Below are 25064 nucleotides of genomic sequence, written 5' to 3' on the forward strand. Positions count from 1 at the left end.
ATTATGGAAGAAGTGTTACACATTAAAAATGTCTCAAAAGTGTATGAAGGAAAGGTCCCTCATACTGCTTTAAAAAATATAAATTTACATGTAGATAAAGGTGAATTCGTTGCGATTATGGGACCATCTGGTAGCGGTAAATCTACATTTTTAAACGTTATTTCTACCATTGATTCTCCGACTGCTGGTGATGTCGTGATTAATGGAAAAAAACCGCACACATTTCGTAGAGAGAAGTTAGCTATTTTCCGCCGCCAAGAGCTAGGATTTGTTTTCCAAAATTTTAACCTACTAGATACACTAACAATCGGTGAAAATATCGTACTACCTTTAACATTAGATAATGTTCCTTTAAAAGAAATGGATGAAAAGCTTGATAACATTTCAAAGAAACTTGGAATTGATCATATTTTAGACAAGCGTATCTTTGAAGTGTCAGGAGGACAAGCACAGCGTACCGCAGTAGCACGTGCTGTTATTCATCATCCTTCACTTTTACTTGCCGATGAACCGACAGGAAATTTAGATTCAAAAGCGGCAATTGACGTGATGGAACTATTTACGAAATTGAACAAAGAAGAAGATGCAACAATTTTAATGGTTACGCACGATCCATTCGCAGCAAGTTATTGTAACCGCGTCATTTTTATTAAAGATGGCGAACTTTACAATGAACTACACCGCGGATTGTACCGTGAGAAATTTTATCAAGAAATATTAGATGTTTTAGCATTACTAGGAGGAAGACGTGGATGACATTTTGGCAATTCGCATTTAAAAATGTCTCCCGTAATTCAAAAGCATATTTCGCCTACTTTGTAAGTAGTGCGTTTTCTATCATGGTTTTCTTTTCATTTACTGTATATGCATATCATCCGCGGTTACAAAGTGTACAAAGTTTCCAAGAACGTGATCCTCTAATGAACTTAGCTAGTACAGCGCAGTTGGTTATCGTTATGTTCTCGTTCTTCTTTCTCTTATATTCAATTGGAACATTTTTAAATGTACGGAAGCAGCAATTTGGCGTTTTAACTGTTCTCGGTATATCTCAAAAACAATTAAAACGTCTTTTGTTTACTGAAAATATGATTATTGGAATGCTTGCTATCTTTGCAGGTATTCAAGGCGGTCTTGTTTTCTCTAACTTTTTCTTACTCGTTACTTCTAAATTAACAAGTGCAAAAGGCCTCTATTTATATTGGCCAACAGAAGCTATTATCGTTACAACCGTAACTTTTATTATTTTATTTTTCATCGTATCTACGTTTACACCAATGTTTATTCGTACTCGAAAAACAACGCAGCTTATTAAGGGAGTTAACAAAGAGAAGAGCGAAAAAAGACCATCTATACTCATTTCACTATTTGCTTTAACTTGTCTAGGACTATGTTATTATATTGCCGGTTATCCGCAAGGCTACATAACAGAAAAAAATGCCCAAAATGGATCTGTATTCTTAATTATGTTATCTATTTTACCGCTTGTAGTAATTGGGACGTATTTATTTTTTTCACAAACATTTCTTCTCTTTATCTATATTTTAAAGAAACGAAGAAAGTTTTATTTGAAACAAATAAATATGTTATGGATTTCAGATTTAGTTTCTCGTACCCGCAGTAATATTAATGTACTCTTTATCGTTTCTATGCTATCTGCACTTGCATTTACGATTATTATCGGGTTATTTGCTGCAAACAATCATACGAAAGCACCCATACTAGAACGATATCCTATACCATTCACCTATACATCAGAAGGTATTAATGTATTTGAACAAAAGCATATTACTACGATTGAAATTGAACTTACAAATGCTAATTTTCAATATGACAAATATAAATTTACCGTTTTAAAAGATACAGCTTCAAAAGAATCAATTGCCATTATGAAAATGAGTGATTATAACGCAATAGCAAAGCAATTAAACAGGCCAGAAATCACTCTCGAATCTTCACAAGTTTATAATATTTCTCGCTATTCACCAGCGTTATTAAATCTCGTATCTAACCCATTTGCGAAGCAGGGCACGATTACACTTGGCTCTAATAAAAAGGAATTTCAAATTAAAGGTTTTATTAATAGAGGAATTGAGCCCCCCTTTGCATTACCTCACTTAATAGTGATGCGAGATGAAGTAATTGAAAATATGGTTCCTCATATTGAAACAATTACAGTTTATAACTACTTCGTGGAGAATTGGGAAAATGCAATTGTCCCAACAAAAAATATATTAAAAAGCTTAAATCATGATGAAGAAGCTTTGTATGAAGCACATAAGGGTGAAGAAGATTTCATTAAACCATTTCATATTTATACAGCTACGGATGAACTGGTTCATAGTAAAGGAAATGCAGTTGCTCAATTCTTTATTTGGGCATTTCTCAGCTTTATTTTCTTTATCGGTGCAGCTAGTGTTTTATACTTCCGTATGTATAACGACTTAACGAATGAAAAACAAAAATATATTACGATTACAAAGCTTGGATTAACTGAGTCAGAAATGTTTCGCTCCGCAACGATTCAATTAGGAATTTTATTTTTCGTCCCTTACATTGTTGCTGGTGTTCATACATTATTTGCGGTTAAGTTTTTACAAAGCATGCTCGCTTTTTCTTTACTAAAAGAGCTATTAATTGTACTCACTTTCTTTGGGATTATCGAGATTATTTTCTTCTTAATCCGATCTCTGTACATTAATAAATTATCACAACACATAAAAATATGAATAAAATGGCCTTGTGCGTATTGCACAAGGCCATTTTCAATAGTTTTTAATTAGCAGCAATATCCGCCGTAGCCACCATATCCGTAGCCGCCGTAACCGCCATAACCACAACCGCCTCCGCCACCGAAGCAGCTAGCACCGATGATAATTAATAAAATAAACAATACGATTAGAAGCGCAAAACCGCCTCCGCACCCATGTCTGCGGTTACAATCATCATGTCTGTGTTCACACTTTTCGCTCATTACTCTATTCCTCCTTTAGTATCATTCATAACAAGTTCACCTTGCTCTAAATGAGGGTATTCCATTTATATTATGTTTTCAGGGCGAATAGGAAGCTTGGCTTGCTTAAAAACGGGCTTGTTTTTAGAAATGGGCTTTATCAAAAAAAAGATACCTGTTAAGGTATCTCCTAAAGAAACATATTCAATAAAAGCGCAAAACCAAATGCAATAAATGATAACAATGTCTCGAGTACCGTCCACGTTTTAAACGTTTCCTTCACCGTCAAACCTAAATACTCTTTTACAAGCCAGAATCCTGCATCATTTACGTGAGAAAACATTAATGAGCCTGCTCCGGTTGCTATAACGAGCAATTCTAAATTCACACCAGACATGTGCTGAATAACTGGTGAAACAATCCCTGCTGCTGTCGTTAATGCTACTGTCGCTGAACCTGTTGCAATTCGAATTAATCCAGCTACCATAAAAGCTAATACGATTGGTGATAACGATATATGTTCTGCCATTTGCGCGATCGCCGTTCCAACGCCGCTTTCAATTAATATTTGTTTAAATCCACCGCCTGCACCGATAATTAAAATAATGGAACCGACCGGTAATAAACTTTCGTCCGTTAATTTTTTAATCATCTTTTTATTAATTCCTTGTCTTATTCCAAGTAAATAAAATGCTGCGAAACATGAAATAAGTAAAGCAATTACTGGACTTCCAATAAATACAAAAAAATCAGTTATCTTTTTCGGTAATGAAATATATGGTGCAACGACCGATAAAATCATCAATACAACTGGTAATAAAATAATAAAGAATGAAACTTTACGACTCGGTAAGTCAGTTGAGACAGTCGTAACTCGAATAAGCTCTGGCTCATTTTCAGGTATAACCCTTTTATGTACCCACTTTGCAAATATCGGTCCTGCGATAATGGCTGCTGGTAACGCGATAAGTAATGAATATAAAAGTACCTTTCCTAAGTTCGCGTTATAAATACCGATTGCTGTCATCGCCCCTGGATGTGGTGGCACGAGACCGTGAACAATAGATAGCCCCGCAATAACAGGTAAAGCAATTAATAATATGTTTTGCTTCGTTGTTTTTCGAATTGAAATAACAAGTGGTAATAAAATGACAATCCCTACTTCAAAAAAGACGGGAATCCCTATAACAAACCCTGCAAATAACATAGCCCAAGGTAATTTTTTTACGCCGAAAAATCGAATAAAGAAATCTGCCACTTGCATGCCGGCCCCTGAATCGGACATCATTTTTCCTAAAATTGTACCGAGAGCTAAAATACCAACTAAATGCCCTAGTACACTACCAACACCAGATTCATAGGCAGTCACTATTTTCGTTAAATTCAATCCAGACATAATCGCTAAAAATAAACTCGCAACTGTTAAACTAATAAATGCATGCCACTTCCACCATGATACCCCTAAAATAACAATCGCAATTGCAAGTAACGTGACGATTAATAAGTATATATCCATTTTTCATTCCCCTTGCTTTATAAAAAAAGAGGGAACATCCCCTCTTTTTTATACGTCATAATTCACTACATAATGCTGCATTTCTGTATTGTAGTAGCCTTCGCTATATTCAATTACTTCGCCAACTTCATCGTAAGAATAGCGCATTCGTTTTAATAACGCTGTGCCCTCTTTTTCACCTAACGCTTCTGCAACGAAACTAGGCGCAAGTCCAACAGCGAATTCATCTCTGAAGTTTTCTAAATGAATGCCTCGGTCTTCAACTAAATCATAAAGCGATTGCAAGTCAAAGTCCGATAAATCTGTACTTGCCATTTTCGCTGAAAAATAGTGCGTATAATGAATGTACGGTGCATCATTTAACGTATATAAACGTTCAATACGAAAACTCTCTTTACCGAATAATCGAAATGGCACTGTTCCTTCTTCATTCTGAACAATTTCTGCTTTTAGCAATTTTTTCTGTACTTTATATCCTTCTTCCACTAACACTTCAGTAAATTTCTTACCCTTTGACAGTTTTGTCGCAGAAGTGTTACGGATAACTTTCGTTCCTTTACCGCTTTTCTTTTCCAAATATCCTTCTTGAGCGAGTTCTTTAATCGCATTTCGTACTGTAATTTTACTTACTTTGAACTCTTCTTCTAACTGTGGTTCGGAAGGAATATTTGTATGAATCGCATATACACCATGCAATATTCGATCACGAATAATGTTTTTTATTTGTAAATATAATGGTCCTTTTTTCCTCGTTACGTTCACCGTTACACCCACTACCTTTCTACATCACCTACTGATGCCATCATTGCCCGAAGTATATCCTTCTCTGATGACATTGGCGTATCACCGACGATTGTATGTGCAAGCATTCCAGCTGCTGACGCAAATGAAACAGCTTTCTCTGGTGCAAACTCTTCTATCTCGCCATGAATAATCCCGCTCGTATAAGCATCTCCAGCACCTATTCTATCATATACAGAAAACGTAAGTGTTTTTGCAAAAGTGAACGCACCGTCTTTACATATAAATCCCCGAAGCGAGTGTGTATTATCGCTATTAATAGAGCGATGTGTACCAGCGATTGTAGCGATACTATACCTTTCAGCTACCTTTGGAATAAGATCAACAAGTTGCGCCTCTCGCTCCGTTTCTTCTGTTTTCATTCCTAAAACAAACATTGCATCTTTTTCGTTCATCATTACAATATCAGCTAGCCCTAACATTTCTTCATAATGTGGTTTCGCCTGCTCGTACCCATCTTTTCCCCAAAGTGATGGACGATAATTGCAATCAAAAACGACAGTGCCTCCGTTTTGTTTAACTGCTTTCGCTAAAGATTTCATATGATGGCGCACAGTATCATTCATCGCAAGTGTAATCCCGCAAAAATGAACGATATCAATTTCCTTCGCGACTTCTTCAAATTGATACATTTCTTCACATGCCGTATTAAAGCTACTTTCTAATCGATTCGAATATGTAACGCGGCTTGCACGTGCGCCAAATCCATTTTCTAAAAAGTAGATGCCGACATATTTACCGCCTCTTGAAACAAGCGAGGTTTGCACGCCTAATTTTTGAATGTAAGATAATGCAGCATCTCCAACCGAGTTTTCCGGTAAAGTAGAAATAAGAAGCCCTTCATGCCCGAGATGAGAAAGTGCTGCAGCAACGTTCACACCTGTACCAGAAAATGAGTATTTTAATGTATTAGCTTGCGATAACAATTCATATCCTGGTACTTGCAGGCGCATCATTACTTCACCGAATGCTGCAATTTTCTTACGCATATTGATCAACTAACTTCTTCACGACTGCTAATAATTCACGAACATCTTCTACTTTCGTATTGCCAGTTTCTTTATCAATAATAGAAGAGTACACATGCGGGATCACTTGCTCTACATTTGCTTCAAGCGCAATACGTAAAATTGTTTCAAAGTTTTCTTTATCGATTCCGCCCGTTGGCTCTAATGCGAATCCTTCTTCCGCACAAGCTTTCGCAACTGCGCGATATTCTTCTTCATGAGCTAGCCCTTTCATCGGGAAGTATTTCAATGAATTTCCGCCCATATCACGTACAAGTGCGATCGCTGTTTTAATTGGAACGATTGCTTTTTCTTCTCCAGCTGCACTAATTGGACCAGTAGAAATATTTACGTACCCTACTTTTCCTGTTGGCGATACTAAACTATTAATCCAGCTATCTTTTCCGCCAAGATTTGCACGTGTCGCTCCAACTGAAGGGAACACTTGGTTAATATGGCTACCAGGATAATGCTTCGCAATTTCAGCTACAACTGCTGCTTGGCGATTATCTCCTGCTCCTAGTCCAATCGATACAGCATCATCAATTTCTTTTCCGTATGCTTTCATCGCTGTAACTGCTTCTTCTACTGTTGGATAGTCTTTTGATAACACTCCCACTACTACATAACCTTCTGCTGCTTCAAAAATATCTTTCGCATTTTCGATATTGTTCGCTAATACATTTAATGCTACGCGGCCTTTATAAAAACGTTTTTGAATGTTTGTCATTTTAGTTTCCCCCTACAATTTCTCTCAATTTTTCTTCAATCACATGTATGTCATCACCTTGAAGTGGACGTGGATCAATATCAAAGAATCCTTGTCTTACTCCGTAATCACGTGTATAAATCGCGATTTCCCCTTCGCGTAATGCTGTCACAACGTCTTTTGCCGATTTATTTAACTCTTTTTCGTTAATATGAATACGGGCTCTAAAGATTGCTCTTCCCGCTTCATCTTGAACGATCGTTACATTTACACCGTTTAATTCTTTTAGCGGCATAAGTACTTGTAACAACTCTTTTTCTTGCTCACTCTTCTCTTCTTTTACTCCGTACTCATCAAGCGCTTGAAGTAAGCCAAATGTTGTTTCTTTCCCAACTTTCATACTTCTTCCGATGCAATGTAATTGCACTTTCAGCCACTCAATATATTTTCGTTTCCCGCCAACAATACCAGAAGTAGGCCCTTCAATTGCTTTTGAACCGCTATAAATGGCAAGGTCTGAATACTTCACATATTTTTGAATATCTTCTTCAGCTGCCGCATCGACGATAAGTGGTACATTATTTCGCTGCGCAACTTCCCATGCTTCTTCAACAGAAATCATATTTTTTTGCACGGCATGATGTGATTTTACATAAAGAATTGCTGCTGTATTTTCACCAATTGCATCTTCAATATGCTCTGCTTTCCCTTCATTTGCGTAGCCAACTTCTACAAGTTTTCCTCCGCCTAAGTAAATCATCGTTTCAACAGGAGCACCGTATTGAACGTTATGACCTTTTAACATAATCACTTCGTTTTTCGCGATGACCTCTTGATGAAGTCTTTCACTTTTACGGCGATTTCCTTCTGTCACAATTGCTGCGATAGAAAGCGCAATTCCGCTCGATGCTGAATTCACAACAACCGCTGCCTCTGCATCTAGAATTCTCGCAATATGATCTCCTGCTTTATCTACTAAATCAGCAATTTCCACATAATTTTGTCCCCCATGTTTCATTGCATCCATAACTGTATCTGTCGGAGCGGATACACCTAAAATACTCATTCTACCGCTCGCATTTATTACTCTTTTTAATCCGTACTTAGCATTCAATGAATAACCCATTGACTACAACCCCTTTCGTATCAATTCTTCTTTCAGCAATACGCTGATCCCCTTCTGAATCTATTAACGTAATCTTCTCATCTTTCACCGTAAATAAAGTTAAATTTGCAATATCCCCTTCTTGAATACGGCCAAGCTCAGGTTTCTTAAGCCATTCTGCCGCATGTTTCGTCACCGCATCAATCACTTCTTCTAGCGGATAACCTAAGTAAAGGAATTTCGAAAGAACATGAGCCATACTATACACTGGACCGTGCACGCGATTCTTCCGGTAAATATCTGTACTAATTGTATTAAAGGCAATATCGTGACGCTTTGCTGCCTCTGCTACTTTAAAAGAAAAACTAGCATTACCATGCCCAACATCTAAATGAACGCCGCGATTCACTGCTTCTAGTAACACAGGTAGCGGTTTACCTTCTTCATCAAACAAATTATTTTCTTTCCCGTTTAAGTAATGTGTAATAACATCATCTTTTTCTAAAAGAGGTACAACTTCCTCAATGCGAGGAGGCGCTGAACCGATATGTACCATAATCGGTAATGATGTTTCACGTGATAAAGAGCGCGCTACATGCAGCGGTTCAATTCCACTATCACAAACGACGCTTTTACTCATTCTCGCCTTTAACCCAACGATTACATCTTTATACTTTTCTACTGCTTCTATTACTTTCTCTTTATCGATCCATTCCATATTGGATAATTCATCAATTCGTTTCAAACCGATGCGAGAAATATTTAAAAAGGCAAATAAATTCGTTTTCGCCTGCTCTCTACTTTTTACTAAATCTGCAATGCGATCAGCTCCGCAGCTACCCGCATCAACAATTGTCGTTACCCCTTGTTTAACACCAATTTCATCCACCTCATCGCCATACGGATCAAACTCTGGAAAAGCATGAACGTGCAAATCAATCCAGCCACTCGATACGTAAGTACCCGAGTAATCACGAACCTTTCCACCCTCGCCAGCACCTGCTTTCGTCACCTGTGCGATTTTATTATTTTCAATTACAATGTCAATCTCTTCCCCGTTCACACGTTTCACATTACGTAGTACGAATCGTTCTGTCATTGTACTTCACCCTTTTCTATAAGAAGCCATAAGAATACGCTTACATTAAAATTTCATTTTATATATCTTTCACACGTTTAGCGTAACACAAAAAAAGGGAGAAGTAAATATAACGTTATAATGTTTAATTTTATATTACTTTCTTCTCTACTTTTAAAATGAGAGTTTTCATTACATATTCGGACAACCTATAAGTAGGAGGGATATTCTTGGGATTTCGAATTTTATTATTTATAACCTTAGTCACTTTGTATGTACCAACAACGATTAGCGCAGCCCCTCCATCACTCACGGCTGCATTTATCCGGGATCATCAGCTATGGATAAAGAAAGGAAATCAAGAAATACAAATCACAAAGAATCGATATGTGTATTCTCCAAAATGGTCTTATGATGGTAGGTTTATTGGTTATATTGATAGTGATGAAACGGGTAAAAAATCTAACCTATTCATCTATGATACGAAGGAGAAAATAAACTATCAGCCTTATGTAAGAGTCGTAACATCTGACTTTAAGTGGTCGCCAAACAAAAATCAATTGGCTTACACTGATCAAGGTTTATTAAACGTTACAAAAATAAAAAATGGTCGCCCGCACGGTTTTGAAAATGTAACACTTGGGGTTAGTGATTTCGAATGGTTCCCAAATGGAAAGGAATTTATTGTTTCCTCACAATCCTGCTTGCGTCCGACTGGATGGGGCAAGGTTCCACTTTATAAAATTCCAGTCGATGCAAATCTTGCTAAAGATAAAATAAAGCCTTTTTATACGATTCAAACAAATGAAACTGATTTATTTGCGGTGCATACTAACTATTTCAAGTGGAGTTCTGATAGAAAGTGGCTTAGTTTTTTGGCCAGTCCTACTGCCTCCTTGGCAATGGATAGTAATACATTACGTGTTATCTCATCAAAAGGGACACACTTTCGAACGCTTGGTAACATGCTATGGTTCAAAGACTGGATGAAGTGGGCTCCATCAGCCAATCAACTGGCCTATATTTCAGGAGAAGGAAGGTTTTTTGTAGAAAATAAAAAACTCACAATTGCAGAAATGGTAACAGCAAAACAACAAAAGGAATACACACCTATAGGTTATGTAGACCTTGATTTAGAATGGCTTTCACCAAACAAAGTCGTTGTGGCTCGCGCAAAAGAAAACAAGGCATGGAAAGAAGGTCCTGTTCCGACGATGTTTACAACACTTTATATGATCAATATAAAAACAGAAGAACTGCGACAAATCTCATTCCCAAAACAGAATGAACGTGATGAAGACCCTCAAGTTATTGGACCTTATCTTACTTGGCTTCGCAAGAAAACAAATGTATATAAAGGCGATGTCTGGATGAAGGATAGCTTCCATAGTCAGGAGTATATATGGCTGAAAAATGTTGATGAAGCTCCGATTTTTTTTACTCTGAATAAACGTCATTGAAAATGTACGAATTACAATCCTCGTCATATAAAGGTTACTTCTTCTATTATTTAGGAATGTACTTGTTCCTCTATTTTGATTCTCCCACGATAGAGCACTATTATGGGAGAATCAAGATTATCTATTCCTGAACCGTCACAATAACCCCGTCCATATTGTTTCCCGAAATTTCATACTGCTTATTCACCGGAACATTCACTTTCCTATTCCCGGAAACTTTATAATAAGAAACCGTATATTGCTTACCTTCCACATCGGTTGTGATTTCTTTTTGTTCTTTTAAGAAGTCTAAGTATTCCTCTAATGTAATTTTCTTTTTTTGCATAATTGCACTATGAGGTAGACCAACATAACGGATGTGCCATGGCTCATATTGAATGCCTGTAATGTTACTTTTATTTTTCGGATAGCGTAAAACAAATCCGTGCTTCCATACGTTCTCTTCAATCCATTTTCCTTCAGGCGCTTTTTCCATTTTCTTTTGCGTTGAACCAACGTCCAGTGATAACCCTAAATTATGTTCACTATATCCTGCTGGGAGTGCATAATCAGATCCCATTTTTTCATATAGCTGTCTTTGCTCTTGGAAATCTCGATAGCCGCTATTCATTAAGAAATGTTGTACGCCATCTTTTCCAGCCGCATCGACAACGTTCAAAAACTTTTTTACAACATTTTTTGATAAACGAAGGTTTCTATCAAATATTACGTAGCCTCTCACTAACTCACTATTATGATTTACATTTATAATATCAGACCTAATGCTATCTTTTTTTAGTGGATAATCTTTGTTAACTAATAATAGATTCCCTTTATAAATTTCTTCTTTTGTAATCTCTACCTTTTCCATATTTGCATTCTTTATTGCGCTATTTTCCTCGCCGATTTTCACATCAATTTCTTTTTGAAATAACGGTGATATATATAAGCCTACACAGATTGTGCATGCGATAAAAAGAGAAATAAATACCCACTTTTTCATTTCTAGTTCCTCCTTAACATAACTTACGTATAGAATAGAAAAAACTATTAAAATAAAAAGTGGGGTAAAGTTTAAATTTTTATTAAATTGTAACGTTCTCGGCTTTTGGCAATCGCACTTCAAACATTGTTCTAACTATATTACTTTCAGCAGAAATCGTCCCGTTATGCTGTTCAACAATATTTTTCGCAATAAATAGCCCAAGGCCTGTCCCGCCACGGTTTTCTGACCTCGATTTATCACCTGTATAAAACATATCAAAAAGATACGGTAGGTCCTCTTCTGGAATGCTATCTCCGTAATTCATAACTTGTACGACAACTTCTTCATTATCGATATACCCATTCAAATCAACAAATTGCCCATCATATCCGTAACGAACAGCATTTGTTAACAAGTTTTCAAATACTCTAGCTAACAATTTCCCATCACCGTTAATCGGCAAATGAGGATCAACATTCAATCTAGCTTCTAAATGATGTTTTTCTAATAACGGATACAATTCCTCATCTAGCTGTATAAGCAGCTCACTTATATCAATCGACTTTTTATCCAGCTTTAGCATGCCATAATTCATACGTGTAATTTCAAATAACTCATCAATTAAACTTTCGAGCCTTTGCGATTTCGTATATGCAATTGTGGAGAAATGTTTAATTTGTTCTTTTGTTAAATTTTCATCTTTAAGAATTAAATCTAAATAACCTAAAACAGATGTTAACGGCGTTCTTAAATCATGAGCTAAATTTACAACGAGCTGATCTTTACTACTCTCAGCAAAGTCTCCTCTTTCCACCGCTTCTTTTAACTTTTCACTCGCAACATTTATTTCACGCGCGATGTCTCCAAATTCATCATTTGATGAAACTTGAACTCTATTCGTAAAGTTACCGTTCGCAAGATGATGAATTCCGTTAGAAATCTCACTAAAATACTTTAAATACGGTTTTGTCAAAAAGAAGAAAAAGATAATAGATAACGGGATAAAGAAAATTAAAAAGAAGTTAATGTCTCCAAATTCCCTTACGATTGACCTAAATTGTGCTAAAGGCTCTTCATAGCGAACCATCGTTTTATAATACAACTGCAATCCTTTATAAATTATATAAGTTACAGTTGCAGCGAGCACCATACTTAACGCAAATAAGGCAATCATTTTAAATCGAAAGCTTTTCATCATGTTATCCATTGAAAGTATACCCTACTCCCCACACTGTTTTTATTAGCTTATCTTTTCTTTTATCTTCCCCAAGTTTTTTCCGCAACGTACGAATATGTACCATAACTGTATTTCCGCCTTCATAATAATCATCTGCCCATACTTGCTGAAAAATATTTTCCACATTGTATACTTTCTTCGGGTGACTCGCTAATAAATATAAAATATCAAACTCTTTCGGTGTTAATTCAACTTGTTCTCCGTACACATTTACTGTTCTTCGCTCAGGATCAATCACAACTCCGCCTATCGCTAAAGCAGATTTATTCTCCGCTACTTTCGGCTGATTTAACGTAAGAAACCTACGTAATTGTGCATTTACACGTGCAACTAATTCAATTGGTGTAAAAGGTTTCGTCATATAATCATCTGCACCTAGCACAAGACCTGTCACCTTATCAAAATCAGACGTTTTCGCACTTAAGAAAATGATTGGCATATGATGCTTCGCGCGAATTTGACGCGTCACTTCATACCCATCCATTTTCGGCATCATAATATCTAAAACCACTAAATCGATTGGCTGCGTTTCAATAATATGAATTGCCTCTTCTCCATCAGCTGCTTTCACGACGTGGTACCCTTCTTTTTCTAAATGTATCTCAATTAAATCAGCAATTTCTGCCTCATCATCCGCTATTAAAATGGAAATGCGCTTCATTTTACTCCCCCTTTATACGCTCGATTGTAAACTAGTCTATCCAATTTGTACAATAAGAAAAGGCTACTCGCGGGAGTAACCTTAGTAAATGAAATTATATCGACGATTTTCCAAATATATCGAACACAACTTGAATTATATCGACGATTTTTTTAATATATCGACGTTTCGACAAGGAATATCGACTTACCGACAATTAACGACGAAATTCGCCCACTATTTTAAAGACTCAACCTACCGCTCAAACACAATCCGCTGCTTCGTGATTTCCGCCAGTCTCCCGCGATCTACCTCATACTCAGTATCAACACTTTGCGGCACCATCACTTTTCCGCCCTCAAGCATCACTTCCGGCGAAATAATATCCTTCTCCCAATGTCTGCTAGAAGCGGATATATCGCCTGGAATCGTAAAGTTCGGCAATGAGGCAAGCGCAACATTTTGTGCTCTTGAAATCCCCATCTCTACCATACCGCCGCACCAAACTGGTATGTTATGCTCCATACAATAATTATGGATTTGGATTGATTCTGTTAATCCGCCCACTCGCCCTGGTTTAATGTTAACGATTTGACAACTGCCAAGTGTAATCGCAACACGCGCATCTTCTAAACTATGGATACTTTCGTCCAAACAAATTGGCGTTTCTATTTTCTTTTGCAACTGTGCATGATCAAGAAAATCGTAATCCGCTAGCGGTTGCTCAATCATCATCAATTGGAATTCATCTAGTCGTTTCAGACTCTCCGTATCCGCTAATGTATACGCTGAATTCGCATCAGCCATTAACGGGATATGCGGAAACTCTTTACGAATTTCTTTCAATAACTCATAATCATGCTCTGGCTTTATTTTCACTTTAAAACGCTCGTATCCTTCTTCCGCGTACTTCTCGATTTGTTTTAACATAACCGGAATCGTATTAAGCCCAATTACAACACCAACTTCAATTTCAGCTTTCGTTCCGCCAAGCAATGTCGCTAATGATTTCTTTTGACGCTTCGCATATAAATCCCAAACAGCCCCTTCAATTCCGGCCTTTGCCATTCGGTTTCTTTTTATATGCTGGAACAAACTTGGCACTTCATTCGGATGAGAAATTTCAGCCTTTAATAAATCCGGTAATAAAAAGTCTTGCAGTACATGCAGCGCCGTCTTCACTGTTTCTTCCGTATACCACGGTTCAGAAAAAGCAACGACTTCCCCAAATCCAATGTACCCGTCCGTATCTTCTAATTCAATGACGATACTCTCACGCTTTTCATACGTTCCGTAGCTTGCAGCAAACGGGATGACGAGTGGCATTTCCGTTATATGAAGTGTCGCTTTTTTTATCTCCACTTACATCTCCTCCACTAATTGTCTTAACTCTCGTCTTAACAATTTTTTCGAAGCATTTCGTGGTAATTCCTCTAAGAACCACGCTTTTTTCGGCACTTTATATTTCGCTAATTTCTCCTCGCAAAAGTGAAGAATTTCTTCTTCTGTTACCTCTCCACTTTTTACAATAAAAGCAGCGGGTACTTGTCCCCATTTATCATCAGTCATACCGACAACACCAGCTTCCGCTACCGCCGGATGAGAAAGCAACACTTCTTCAATTTGAGCTGGATATATATTCTCTCCGCCAGAAATAATTAAATCACTGCGGCGATCTAATACGTATAAAAATCCTTCTTCATCTAAATAACCGAGGTCACCAGTATGAAGCCATCCGTTTTGAATTGTCTCGCGCGTCGCATCTTCACGGTTAAAGTAACCACCTGTTACGTTCGGTCCTTTTACTACGATCTCGCCTTCTGTAAACGCTGGCACTACTACGCCATCTTTTTCAATACGCAGTTGGCACTGAAATAGTGGTTTTCCAGCTGACCCTACTTTCGTTAACATATAATCTGCGGATAATGTACAAATTTGCGAAGACGTTTCTGTCATACCGTACGTTTGATATACAGGAATCCCTTTATCAACACACGTTTCTAATAACGGTTTCGGCGCTGGTCCTCCGCCAAGTAACATACATCGTAAAGAAGATGGATATGTCTCTGCCCCAAGTCGCTCTAATAAATCAGTTAACATTTTAGAAACGACAGAAATAATCGTTACACCTCTCGTTTGAAGTGCTTTATGAATAAAATCAGCATCATATTTCGGAACGAGTAAAATGCGCATGCCGTACATAATATTTTTCATTAAAAGAGATAGCCCGCCAACGTGGAACATCGGCATACAAGCTAACCAGCAATCATCATCACGAAGTCCTAAATTAAGCGAAGAACCAACCGCGCTTGCCCAATGATTGCCGTACGTTAAAATAACGCCTTTCGGTTTTCCAGTCGTCCCTGACGTATAAATAATTGTCATCGCTTCTTTTAAAGAGAATTCTTCTTGTATAGAGGCTTTCTCTTTTGGTCCATTCATTATGTCGGTGAATGAATACACAGGAATATCTTTAGCCTCAAAATCTTGATCTGTCACTAAACAAATAACTTCAGCATCATCCATTTGCCAAAGTAGCTCTTCTCTTGAAAGACGCGTATTTAAAAGCACAGCTACTGCACCTACGTACGATAGGGCGTGAATAACTGTAATCATCTTCATACCATTTTTCATCAGAACAGCCACCTTTTGCCCACGCTTCACTCCTATATGTGTGAGGTGTTCACAAACAGATACTACTTTTTCATGCAGCTGCATAAAAGTAACTTTCTCTTCCTCTATTTCAATTGCAGTGCGATCTGGTGTTAAAAATGCACGTTGCATTAACCAATTTGGCATCGTCTCCATCATTCATTCTCCTTTCATGAAAGAAAGAGACTTGATATGACATCAAGTCTCTTAGTTGTTTTGTTTCCGGTTTGACCTTATCCAGCTGCGCCTCCTAGCCCCTTCCGTCTAAGAACCTTCCGCACAAGAAAGTAAAAAACACTTTCTGTGCGAAAGAACCTTAGCCAACGGGGCTAAACAGTCGGCTCCGCTTTTAAAACATCCAGCTACAGCGGCTAGAACAGTCGGTCGTTTCACGCCTTCCTACGAGGAAAAAAGCGCCTCTACGTCAGGAGTTCCAACGCCCTCGTGTTCTAAGTGAGCCGCTTTCGCTTTTGATCTCATCCAGCTACAGCAGCTAGAATGTTCGGTGGCTTCACTTCTTCCTACGAGGCAAAAAGCGCCTCTACGTCAGAAGCTCCATCCCCCTCACATTCTGAACGAGCTGCTTCCGCTTTTGGTTTGATCACGGGAAACGAGGGAATTGACCGAAGTCTGGACGGCGTTTTTCTTTGAACGCGTCGCGACCTTCTTTTGCTTCGTCAGTTGTGTAGTACAATAACGTTGCATCTCCAGCTAGTTGTTGAATACCAGCTAGACCGTCTGTGTCTGCGTTGAATGCAGCTTTTAGGAAACGAAGTGCCATTGGGCTGTTTGCTAAAATTTCTTCTGCCCATTGTACTGTTTCTGCTTCAAGTTGTTCTAATGGTACTACTGTATTTACTAAGCCCATATCAAGCGCTTCTTGTGCACTATATTGACGGCATAGGTACCAAATTTCGCGAGCTTTCTTGTGACCTACCATACGAGCTAAGTAACCAGCTCCGTATCCACCGTCAAAGCTTCCTACTTTAGGACCTGTTTGTCCGAATACAGCGTTGTCTGCAGCGATTGTTAAGTCACATACGATATGAAGTACGTGCCCACCACCGATTGCATAACCTGCTACCATTGCGATAACTGGTTTAGGAATTGCGCGAATTAGACGTTGTAAGTCTAATACATTTAAACGAGGGATTTGGTCGTCACCTACATATCCACCATGACCGCGAACTTTTTGGTCGCCGCCAGAACAGAATGCACGTCCACCTTCACCTGTTAAAATGATAACGCCAACATTTGCATCATCACGAGCATATGCAAAAGCGTCGATTAACTCCATTACCGTTTTAGGACGGAATGCGTTATGTACTTCAGGGCGGTTAATCGAAATCTTTGCGATACCATTGTATGTTGAATAAATAATATCTTCGTAATTGCCTTCTTTTACCCATTCAATAGCCATTACAACTACCTCCTTGTATATTTCTGATTTCCTCTATAAGTGTAACTTCATTCTTAACTGAAAAAAGCATCACTGCATAGTTTTTAGAAACCCCTTTACTATTGTATCAAACTTTTCCGGTTGTTCCACATGAATTGCATGGCCAGCACCATCAATTTTGACAAATTTCGCGTCAGAGACGCATTTTTCGATATTTTTTAATATACGAAAGAACTTTTCATCATGCTCACCGTTCATTAAAAGAACAGGCATTTTTAAGTTTTTCAGCTCATTCCACCATGAAGGCTGAGCCCCTGTTCCCATGCCGCGCAAGCTATTTGCGAGCCCTTTTGGATTGTTAGCAAGTCGTTCTTTTCGCACTGCTTCTTGTACGTTTTGTGCTAAACGTTTTTGCGTTTCAAACAGCGGAATACTTTCCCACATCAATACAAAACTTTCGATGCCTTCTCGCTCAATTTTTTGAGCAAGTCGCTCATCTTTTTCACAGCGTTCTTTTCGCTCATCTCTACTTTCAAGCCCAGCTGTACAATTTTCTAATAAAAGAGAGCGTACATATTCTGGATATAGACACGCCATCGTAATCGCCAGTCTACCGCCCATTGAATAGCCAAGTATATGCGCCTTTTCAATATGAAGATAATCTAATAGTTCTTTCATTTGCAATGCCGCATTTCGAATATCATAATGCGTCATATCTTCAGGACTTTCCGTTTTTCCATGTCCTACAATATCTACTAAAATGACTTGAAATTGCTCACTCCAAGAAGGAACGAAGGAACGCCACGTCTCCATGCTTCCCGTAAAACCATGAAGAAGTAGAAGTGGTTCCCCGCTTCCGACTACTTCATATTCATACGATACACCTTGCAGTGTTACGTTCATTTTGATTCACCTTGCAACGATGTAGTAATTACGCCCTGTGTTTTTGCCCATAACGTACGGTGCAACGTTAAGTTTTCATCACGGTTCGTACAAATTTCCACAACGTGTAAACCTTCTGTCGTTGTTCCTTTTTGTACTTCTTCTCGGAATTGCTCCCAGCCATTTACACGGCTAAATGAACCACCGTACATGTTGACAACATGCTCATAATCAAGGCCAATCGGTGTTCCAAATAACGATTCGAAATGTTCCTTTTTCTCATACTGTGGTAAGAATGAGAAAATACCGCCACCGTCATTATTTACAACGACAATCGTTATGTTTAATTCATGTAATTTTGCGGCTAGTAGTCCATTTAAATCGTGATAGAATGATAAATCACCAATCACTAATACGAGCGGATCGCAAATCATGCTCGCTCCTAAAGCTGTCGAAATGATCCCATCAATCCCATTTACACCGCGATTTGCCATTACTTGAATGTCTTTATCCGATGTGAAGAAGAAAGAATCTGTATCACGAATTGGCATACTATTACTTGCAAATAACGTTGCCCCTTCTGGTAATACGCGGACAATATCTGTAATGACTCTTCCTTCAAATGCCGTATCATATGTTTCCATTTCACGAAGCGTTTCCTTCGTTTTTTCGTTTATATGTTGCCACATTTGGGACCAATCATTCTTTTTCATAACTGGCATTTTTTCTATTAGTGCACTGCAAAATGCAATATCACTCGCTTGGACAACTTCTGTTGCAACGAGAGCCGGATCTCTCCATTGTCCAGATTCGTCAACAACGATATGAACGGCTTTCGTCTGTTTTTTAATGAATTGCGTTAATGCTTTCGAAACAGGCATACCACCGAAGCGAATTAAAACGTCCGGCTTCCACGTTTCTTTTAACAATTCATTTCGTAAAAATGTATCGTAACAGTCAATTACCATCGTTTTGTCGTGGTGCCCGCTACGAATGTTAGAAAGTGGATCCGCTAATATTGGATATCCCGTTTTTTCAGCTAGTTGCGTTGCAAACATTGCGATTTCTGAATGACTATCATCCCCACAAATAATAAGCCCCTTTTCCATATGTGAAAGGCGCCCTACAAGAGAATCTACATATTCACTCGGCATCACCGCGTTCCCTCGCTGAACTACTCCTGTATATTCTCCGCGTCCTTTATCCCATAAACTTTCTAATGAGAAGTCCGGGATAAGCGGTTCGCGAACCGGAAAATTAAGATGAACAGGTCCTTGCGGTGCTAAAAGCGCGCTTGCTATCGTGCGCTGCGTTGTCATGCGAGCGTAATGATACATCGCCTCATTCGCTTCTGGAAGTGCCATCTCTGTAAATTGCTTCACAAACGTGCCGTATAAATTAATTTGATTCATCGCTTGTGGTGCACCGACATCTCTTAATTCATGCGGTCTATCTGCCGTTAAGACGATAAGCGGCACTCGCGAATGAAAAGCTTCACATACAGCTGGATAGTAGTTCGCTGCAGCCGTTCCTGACGTACATAATAATGCAACAGGACGTTTTTTCGCTTTTGCAATACCGAGCGCAAAAAATCCTGCAGATCTTTCATCTACATGTAAATATGTGTTCATTCCTTCATGTTGTTCCATTAGTAGAGCAATCGGCGTTGACCGTGAGCCTGGACTAATGACAACATCACATACATTTAGACGCGTCAGTTCATCCACGAACGCGCCTAAATAATATGATAATGCTTCTATATGATTGTTCATTTCATTAATTCCTCCAAAGCACCAAGCATCGGTCTAAACTTCAAACTTGTTTCTTCATATTCAAGTTGCGGTACTGAATCAATTACAATCCCGCAACCGGCAAATAAGGATGCTTTCTCTCCATTTAATAATCCGCAGCGAAGTGCAACCGCAAATTCACCATTTCCTTCATCATCTATCCAGCCAATCGGTGCACCATATAATCCTCTGTCTAACAATTCAACATCACGAATTAGTTTCATCGCTTCCAAACGAGGTGTCCCGCCAAGAGCTGGTGTTGGATGTAATTCTTCTACCATCGTTAAAAGACTCGCGTCGCCTTTTGCCTCTACAGGCGTATATAAATGAATTAAGTTTTTCGTTGTTAATAGACCGGGACTTTCCGGAATATTAACGGATTCGCAGTGCTCATTTAATACTCCTCGAATCATGTTCACAACATAACCGTGTTCAGCTAAATTCTTTTCATCATGAAGAAGTGCATCACTATTTCGCTTACTTTCTTCTATAGATTGACCATGACCAGTTGAACCAGCAAGACACATTGAAGTAAACTTCTCATCTTCTTTGCGAATTAATCTCTCTGGCGTCGCTCCTAAGAAGCATGCTCCTTTATAATCAAAAGAAAATACGTAACAATCTGGTTGCCCAATGCGAAGTGCTTCTAAAACAAGCGCAGAATCAATATGATGATCCATCTCTACTTTTAGCTCCCTCGCTAATACAACCTTCTGCACGTTCCCCTGCTTCATCTCATCTTGCACTTTCTCAATGGACTTCATCCAGCCTTTCGGATCCACTTCTACTTTAGAAGTAACTGTTAATTTCGATCCTTCTAGTGCACATTTACTCTCCTCAAAAATTTTCTCTTCTAAAGAAACAATTTCGTTATAAAGAGTTTCTGCACAATCTGTTGCTGAAACGAATGTATTCATTGTTAACCATGCTTTTTCATTTTTTACAGTTAATAAAAATGCCGGTAGTGAAAATGTCGTATCATCAAATTCTTTCCATAAATCTGTTTTCTCTTTTTCTTGGTCAAATGAAAATCCACCAAATAAAAGAGGACCTGTTCCAAATTCGTATCTTTCTCTTTGTACAAATGCTTTCTCTTTTACTTTATCCCACTCGTCACGAGCAGTTTGAAAGCGTTTGTGAGAAGCAGTTGCTATAGTGAAAACAGAACCAATTCCAGCAAATATTACATGCTGAGCTGGGTCTGCAAAATAACATCTATTTTCGAATGAGATCCTTTTTCCTGCTGCATAAAACAGAAGTGGATCCATCCAGTCTATTTTTTTTACAAAACTAACCAATATTTTTTCATCAGTTGCATGCTTAATGGCTGCACTTAGAACTTCCTGCAAGCCTTTTTGTTTCGTTTGAATCACAATTGTCTCCCCCCTATGGGCGAAAAATAGTCATAATTACGCTTGATTTTAAGATACACCTCAAACGAAAGGCCTGTCAACGTTTAGCATTTCTGAGAAATTCACCTTCTCTTCCTAGAAAATAAACGTTGACACTAAATGATGCTTTTTCTACACTTAGTTGTGTACAATATGTGACCAAAGGAGGATTCAACATGGAAATGAACGTCGAAACGAATTCCTCTCCTACGGCGCCAAAGCCAAGCAAGCAAACAGGCTGGCGCATTTGGTGGAGTTTACTACGTCCCCATACATTAACAGCAGCTTTCGTTCCTGTTTTCATCGGAACAGCCTATGCAATGCAGGTCGGAGGTATAAATCAAATACATCTCCCTCTTTTCCTTATAATGCTTCTTGCTTGTCTTCTCATTCAGGCAGCAACAAACATGTTTAATGAATACTTTGATTATAAAAGAGGACTTGATCACGAAGGTTCAGTTGGTATCGGCGGCGCTATCGTTCGCGATGGCATTCAGCCAAAAACAGTGCTTAACTTAGCATTTGGATTTTTCGGCATCGCAATACTATTAGGTGTTTATATTTGTATGAATTCTAGCTGGTGGCTTGCTGCAATCGGTCTTGTTTGTATGGCCGTTGCTTACCTTTATACAGGCGGTCCACTTCCAATTGCCTATACACCATTTGGAGAGTTAACAGCCGGATTATTTATGGGTGTCATTATTATCGGGATTTCATTCTTTATTCAAACTGGAACTGTAACATCAGAAGTCGTTTTACTATCTATTCCAAGCTCCATTTTAATTGGTGCCATTTTACTAGCTAATAACATCCGTGACTTAGATGGCGATAAAGAAAACGGTCGTAAAACGTTAGCCATTCTCGTTGGACGCGAGCGAGCGGTCGGTGTACTTGCTTCTATGTTCATCGTTTCCTACATTTGGACAATTGCTTTAATTATCGTGGGCATTGTATCACCATGGATGCTTATCGTATTTTTAAGTGCACCGAAAGCATTTAAAGCGACGAAAGGCTTTATCGGCAAAAGCATTCCAATGGAAATGGTACCTGCGATGATAGCAACAGCAAAAACAAATACAATCTTCGGTCTCCTCATGGGAATCGGATTATTACTTGGATATTTCCTTTAAAAGGAGCTGCTAATGCGGCTCCTTTTTCATATACCAATTTCAGCTCATAATTCCTACTCGCAACGCTCATACTATGTAAAGAAACTGAATTGTAGGAAGGTGGACGACTATGTTAACTCCACAACAAATAAATCAATTTAAATCCGTTTTAGAAAAACAAAAACAAGAACTAGAGCAAACGATACAAACACACGAAAATGAAGATCGTGCATCTGAACGTGAATCTGTTGGAGAATTATCTAGCTACGATAACCATCCGGCTGATATGGCAACAGAGCTATATGAACGTGAAAAAGACTTCGGGCTTATTGAACTTTGGCATAAACAGCTTGAGGACACGAAACACGCCTTACAAAAAATAGAAGCGGGTACGTACGGCATTTGCGAAGTGTCTGGCGAAGAAATTCCATTTGCAAGATTAGAAGCAATGCCGACTGCTACAACATGCATACAGCACACGACAAGTAAGTTAAATATGAATACACGACCAGTCGAAGAAGAAGTGTTATCTCCTTCTTTCCACAAACATGATGAAGATCGTTCTGTTGAATATGATGCAGAAGATGCATGGCAAGATGTTGCCAATTACGGAACATCTGAAACACCATCTGATTTAGAAAGACAAGATTCGAAAAACTATAACGGCATGTACGTAAATAGTGAAGAAAACGTAGGCTACGTAGAGGATTTTGAAAACTTTATCGGTACAGATATGTATGGAAAAAATCCGCAAGTTTTCGCTACGGAAGAACATGAAGAATATGAGCAAATGCTTGATGACTTTGAAGAGCGTACCTTTAAGGGCGAATTATCTTCAAATGAGTCGAGTTCCAAAGAATAAAAAAAAGCATTCCGAAAATCGGAATGCTTTTTATCGCTAGCTAATTAGTTTTTTGTAACGTTAGCAGCTTGTGGTCCACGGTTACCTTCAACGATTTCGAAAGAAACTTCTTGACCTTCTTCTAAAGTTTTGAATCCGTCACCTTGGATAGCTGAGAAGTGAACGAATACATCGTCTCCACCTTCAACTTCGATGAAACCGAAACCTTTTTCGCTGTTGAACCATTTAACTTTACCTGTTTGCATGTCATGTACCTCCTAAATAAAAATGAAACTATGAATCCACATGAAAAGGTGGATATAAAGGACATGAATGTATAACAAGCTTACAGCCTTTAATTCAACGTGCTTTATTTCCGTACCACATTATGTAGCTCAATAGTGACTTCACTATATCACGCTATATCCAAAACGTCAAATGAGAACACTTTCATTCCATTATTTTTTTATAATTTTAATATAATGTTGAACTTCCATATTCATATTTTATCTCGCTATTTGCGGACTGCTCGGTTGGTGAGAGCTGACAACCAATTTTGGGTACTCCCACTTTATTTGAAAATTAACAAAACTAAAGTATTCTAATCCTATTAAATTCTGTACAATATAAGTATCTATTACATACGAGGTGAAAAAAATGAGAGCACATGAAATCGAGTATAAATTATACGGCGATGATATGCAGTTTGTTGAAATTGAGTTAGACCCAGAAGAAAGCGTTATTGCAGAAGCTGGCGCAATGATGATGATGGAAGATTACATCGAAATGGAAACAATCTTCGGTGATGGTTCTGGACCATCTGGAGGTTTATTCGGAAAGTTAATGGGCGCTGGTAAGCGTCTCGTTACAGGGGAAAGCATGTTCATGACTGTATTTACAAATACAGGTCACGGCAAGCGTCACGTATCCTTTGCTGCTCCTTATCCGGGTAAAATTATTCCTGTAGATTTAACAGAATATCAAGGGAAAGTAGTTTGTCAAAAAGATGCGTTTCTTTGTGCCGCAAAAGGCGTTTCTATCGGCATTGAGTTTACGAAAAAAATAGGAACTGGTTTCTTCGGTGGTGAAGGTTTCATCATGCAAAAACTTGAAGGTGATGGACTTGCTTTCATGCATGCAGGCGGAACTGTATACAAACGTGAATTAAAGCCTGGCGAAAAACTTCGCATTGATACAGGTTGTCTCGTTGCCATGACAAAAGACGTTAACTACGATGTCGAGTTCGTTGGAAAAGTAAAAACAGCTCTATTTGGCGGCGAAGGTTTATTCTTCGCAACGTTAGAAGGACCTGGAACAGTTTGGATTCAGTCCTTAACACTTAGCCGCTTAGCAGCACGTCTGACAAGCCCAGCAGCGCAAAGCACTGGTGAAGGTAGTGTTTTAGGTGGACTTGGTCGTTTATTAGATGGAAAAGAGTAAATAGGGCCCTTATAGGGCCATAGCCATCAAGTTTAAAAAATAAGTCCGATGCCTTTTGGCATCGGACTTATTTTTTAAAACTTGAGAGTAGAA

23 protein-coding genes are annotated in these 25064 nt (G+C 38.4%); 6 read left to right on the top strand and 17 right to left on the bottom strand.

The window, feature by feature from the left end; translation table 11 throughout:
- Nucleotides 1-3 precede the first annotated feature (3 nt).
- Together PDQ33_RS15355 and PDQ33_RS15360 are read left to right on the top strand one after the other, a co-directional pair.
- Nucleotides 4-756 carry an ABC transporter ATP-binding protein gene (locus tag PDQ33_RS15355; protein WP_000393244.1) on the top strand — a complete coding sequence of 251 codons (753 nt, stop codon included), beginning with the start codon at nucleotides 4-6 and terminating at the stop codon, nucleotides 754-756.
- On the top strand, nucleotides 753-2726 hold the full coding sequence (locus PDQ33_RS15360) for an FtsX-like permease family protein (protein ID WP_270756081.1): 1974 nt from the start codon (nucleotides 753-755) through the stop codon (nucleotides 2724-2726). The genes PDQ33_RS15355 and PDQ33_RS15360 overlap by 4 nt, the downstream gene beginning before the upstream one ends.
- Nucleotides 2727-2776: 50 nt before the next feature.
- On the opposite strand, the gene PDQ33_RS15365 is transcribed toward PDQ33_RS15360, so the two are convergent.
- The 7 genes from PDQ33_RS15365 to PDQ33_RS15395 all read right to left on the bottom strand — a co-directional run bounded on the left by PDQ33_RS15365 (nucleotide 2777) and on the right by PDQ33_RS15395 (nucleotide 9187).
- The gene (locus tag PDQ33_RS15365; RefSeq protein ID WP_001290395.1) at nucleotides 2777-2971 is read right to left on the bottom strand and encodes a YjcZ family sporulation protein; all 195 of its coding nucleotides are present in this window, start codon (nucleotides 2969-2971) and stop codon (nucleotides 2777-2779) included.
- Nucleotides 2972-3140: 169 nt separating this feature from the next.
- Entirely contained in the window at nucleotides 3141-4466 is a 1326-nt protein-coding gene (gntP, locus tag PDQ33_RS15370; protein WP_270734059.1) for a gluconate permease GntP, read from the bottom strand.
- A 48-nt stretch (nucleotides 4467-4514) separates the two neighbouring features.
- Complete coding sequence (locus tag PDQ33_RS15375) at nucleotides 4515-5240, bottom strand: GntR family transcriptional regulator (RefSeq protein WP_000539282.1); 726 nt, start codon at nucleotides 5238-5240, stop codon at nucleotides 4515-4517.
- Nucleotides 5240-6256: a sugar kinase gene (locus tag PDQ33_RS15380; RefSeq protein ID WP_270756084.1), complete on the bottom strand. Its 1017-nt coding sequence runs from the start codon at nucleotides 6254-6256 to the stop codon at nucleotides 5240-5242. The genes PDQ33_RS15375 and PDQ33_RS15380 overlap by 1 nt, the downstream gene beginning before the upstream one ends.
- Nucleotides 6249-7004, bottom strand: coding sequence for a 2-dehydro-3-deoxy-phosphogluconate aldolase (gene dagF, locus PDQ33_RS15385; protein ID WP_000181911.1), 756 nt, complete (start codon nucleotides 7002-7004; stop codon nucleotides 6249-6251). The genes PDQ33_RS15380 and dagF overlap by 8 nt, the downstream gene beginning before the upstream one ends.
- A 1-nt stretch (nucleotide 7005) precedes the next feature.
- Nucleotides 7006-8109: a DgaE family pyridoxal phosphate-dependent ammonia lyase gene (locus PDQ33_RS15390; RefSeq protein WP_061131976.1), complete on the bottom strand. Its 1104-nt coding sequence runs from the start codon at nucleotides 8107-8109 to the stop codon at nucleotides 7006-7008.
- Nucleotides 8087-9187, bottom strand: a complete 1101-nt coding sequence (locus PDQ33_RS15395; RefSeq protein WP_061131975.1) for an amidohydrolase/deacetylase family metallohydrolase — start codon at nucleotides 9185-9187, stop codon at nucleotides 8087-8089. Before PDQ33_RS15395 ends, PDQ33_RS15390 begins: the two co-directional genes overlap by 23 nt.
- Nucleotides 9188-9396: 209 nt before the next feature.
- Here PDQ33_RS15395 and PDQ33_RS15400 point away from each other — a divergent pair, with 209 nt between their 5' ends.
- Complete coding sequence (locus tag PDQ33_RS15400; protein WP_270756086.1) at nucleotides 9397-10626, top strand: translocation protein TolB; 1230 nt, start codon at nucleotides 9397-9399, stop codon at nucleotides 10624-10626.
- A gap of 121 nt (nucleotides 10627-10747) precedes the next feature.
- Here PDQ33_RS15400 and PDQ33_RS15405 read toward each other — a convergent pair whose 3' ends face one another.
- From PDQ33_RS15405 to PDQ33_RS15445, 9 genes are all read right to left on the bottom strand, one after another.
- Nucleotides 10748-11608 (bottom strand): M15 family metallopeptidase, encoded by an 861-nt coding sequence (locus PDQ33_RS15405; RefSeq protein WP_061131973.1) that lies wholly within the window; start codon nucleotides 11606-11608, stop codon nucleotides 10748-10750.
- Nucleotides 11609-11690: 82 nt separating this feature from the next.
- Nucleotides 11691-12797, bottom strand: coding sequence for a HAMP domain-containing sensor histidine kinase (locus tag PDQ33_RS15410; RefSeq protein WP_061131972.1), 1107 nt, complete (start codon nucleotides 12795-12797; stop codon nucleotides 11691-11693).
- Nucleotides 12790-13488, bottom strand: coding sequence for a response regulator transcription factor (locus PDQ33_RS15415; protein WP_046199482.1), 699 nt, complete (start codon nucleotides 13486-13488; stop codon nucleotides 12790-12792). Before PDQ33_RS15415 ends, PDQ33_RS15410 begins: the two co-directional genes overlap by 8 nt.
- Before the next feature lie 234 nt (nucleotides 13489-13722).
- Nucleotides 13723-14829 (bottom strand): o-succinylbenzoate synthase, encoded by a 1107-nt coding sequence (gene menC, locus PDQ33_RS15420; protein ID WP_061131971.1) that lies wholly within the window; start codon nucleotides 14827-14829, stop codon nucleotides 13723-13725.
- Nucleotides 14830-16275, bottom strand: coding sequence for an o-succinylbenzoate--CoA ligase (locus PDQ33_RS15425; protein ID WP_270393931.1), 1446 nt, complete (start codon nucleotides 16273-16275; stop codon nucleotides 14830-14832).
- A 445-nt stretch (nucleotides 16276-16720) separates the two neighbouring features.
- Nucleotides 16721-17539 (bottom strand): 1,4-dihydroxy-2-naphthoyl-CoA synthase, encoded by an 819-nt coding sequence (gene menB, locus PDQ33_RS15430; RefSeq protein WP_061131970.1) that lies wholly within the window; start codon nucleotides 17537-17539, stop codon nucleotides 16721-16723.
- A gap of 69 nt (nucleotides 17540-17608) precedes the next feature.
- Nucleotides 17609-18421 (bottom strand): 2-succinyl-6-hydroxy-2,4-cyclohexadiene-1-carboxylate synthase, encoded by an 813-nt coding sequence (gene menH, locus PDQ33_RS15435; RefSeq protein WP_061131969.1) that lies wholly within the window; start codon nucleotides 18419-18421, stop codon nucleotides 17609-17611.
- Nucleotides 18418-20172, bottom strand: coding sequence for a 2-succinyl-5-enolpyruvyl-6-hydroxy-3-cyclohexene-1-carboxylic-acid synthase (gene menD / locus PDQ33_RS15440; protein ID WP_270756093.1), 1755 nt, complete (start codon nucleotides 20170-20172; stop codon nucleotides 18418-18420). The genes menH and menD overlap by 4 nt, the downstream gene beginning before the upstream one ends.
- The gene (locus PDQ33_RS15445; protein ID WP_000616745.1) at nucleotides 20169-21563 is read right to left on the bottom strand and encodes an isochorismate synthase; all 1395 of its coding nucleotides are present in this window, start codon (nucleotides 21561-21563) and stop codon (nucleotides 20169-20171) included. The genes menD and PDQ33_RS15445 overlap by 4 nt, the downstream gene beginning before the upstream one ends.
- A 194-nt stretch (nucleotides 21564-21757) precedes the next feature.
- Here PDQ33_RS15445 and PDQ33_RS15450 point away from each other — a divergent pair, with 194 nt between their 5' ends.
- Both PDQ33_RS15450 and PDQ33_RS15455 read left to right on the top strand, forming a co-directional pair.
- On the top strand, nucleotides 21758-22711 hold the full coding sequence (locus tag PDQ33_RS15450) for a 1,4-dihydroxy-2-naphthoate polyprenyltransferase (RefSeq protein ID WP_000425747.1): 954 nt from the start codon (nucleotides 21758-21760) through the stop codon (nucleotides 22709-22711).
- A 109-nt stretch (nucleotides 22712-22820) separates the two neighbouring features.
- Nucleotides 22821-23552 (top strand): yteA family sporulation protein, encoded by a 732-nt coding sequence (locus PDQ33_RS15455; RefSeq protein ID WP_061131967.1) that lies wholly within the window; start codon nucleotides 22821-22823, stop codon nucleotides 23550-23552.
- 44 nt (nucleotides 23553-23596) lie between these two features.
- On the opposite strand, the gene cspD is transcribed toward PDQ33_RS15455, so the two are convergent.
- Nucleotides 23597-23797: a cold-shock protein CspD gene (cspD, locus tag PDQ33_RS15460; protein WP_001193054.1), complete on the bottom strand. Its 201-nt coding sequence runs from the start codon at nucleotides 23795-23797 to the stop codon at nucleotides 23597-23599.
- A 391-nt stretch (nucleotides 23798-24188) separates the two neighbouring features.
- Between cspD and PDQ33_RS15465 the strand changes: the two genes are divergently transcribed.
- Nucleotides 24189-24971 carry a TIGR00266 family protein gene (locus PDQ33_RS15465; RefSeq protein ID WP_001201259.1) on the top strand — a complete coding sequence of 261 codons (783 nt, stop codon included), beginning with the start codon at nucleotides 24189-24191 and terminating at the stop codon, nucleotides 24969-24971.
- The last annotated feature ends 93 nt before the right edge of the window (nucleotides 24972-25064 follow it).

It is taken from the genome of Bacillus cereus group sp. Bc031, assembly GCF_027716265.1.
GTDB classification, from domain to species: Bacteria; Bacillota; Bacilli; order Bacillales; family Bacillaceae_G; genus Bacillus_A; species Bacillus_A paranthracis.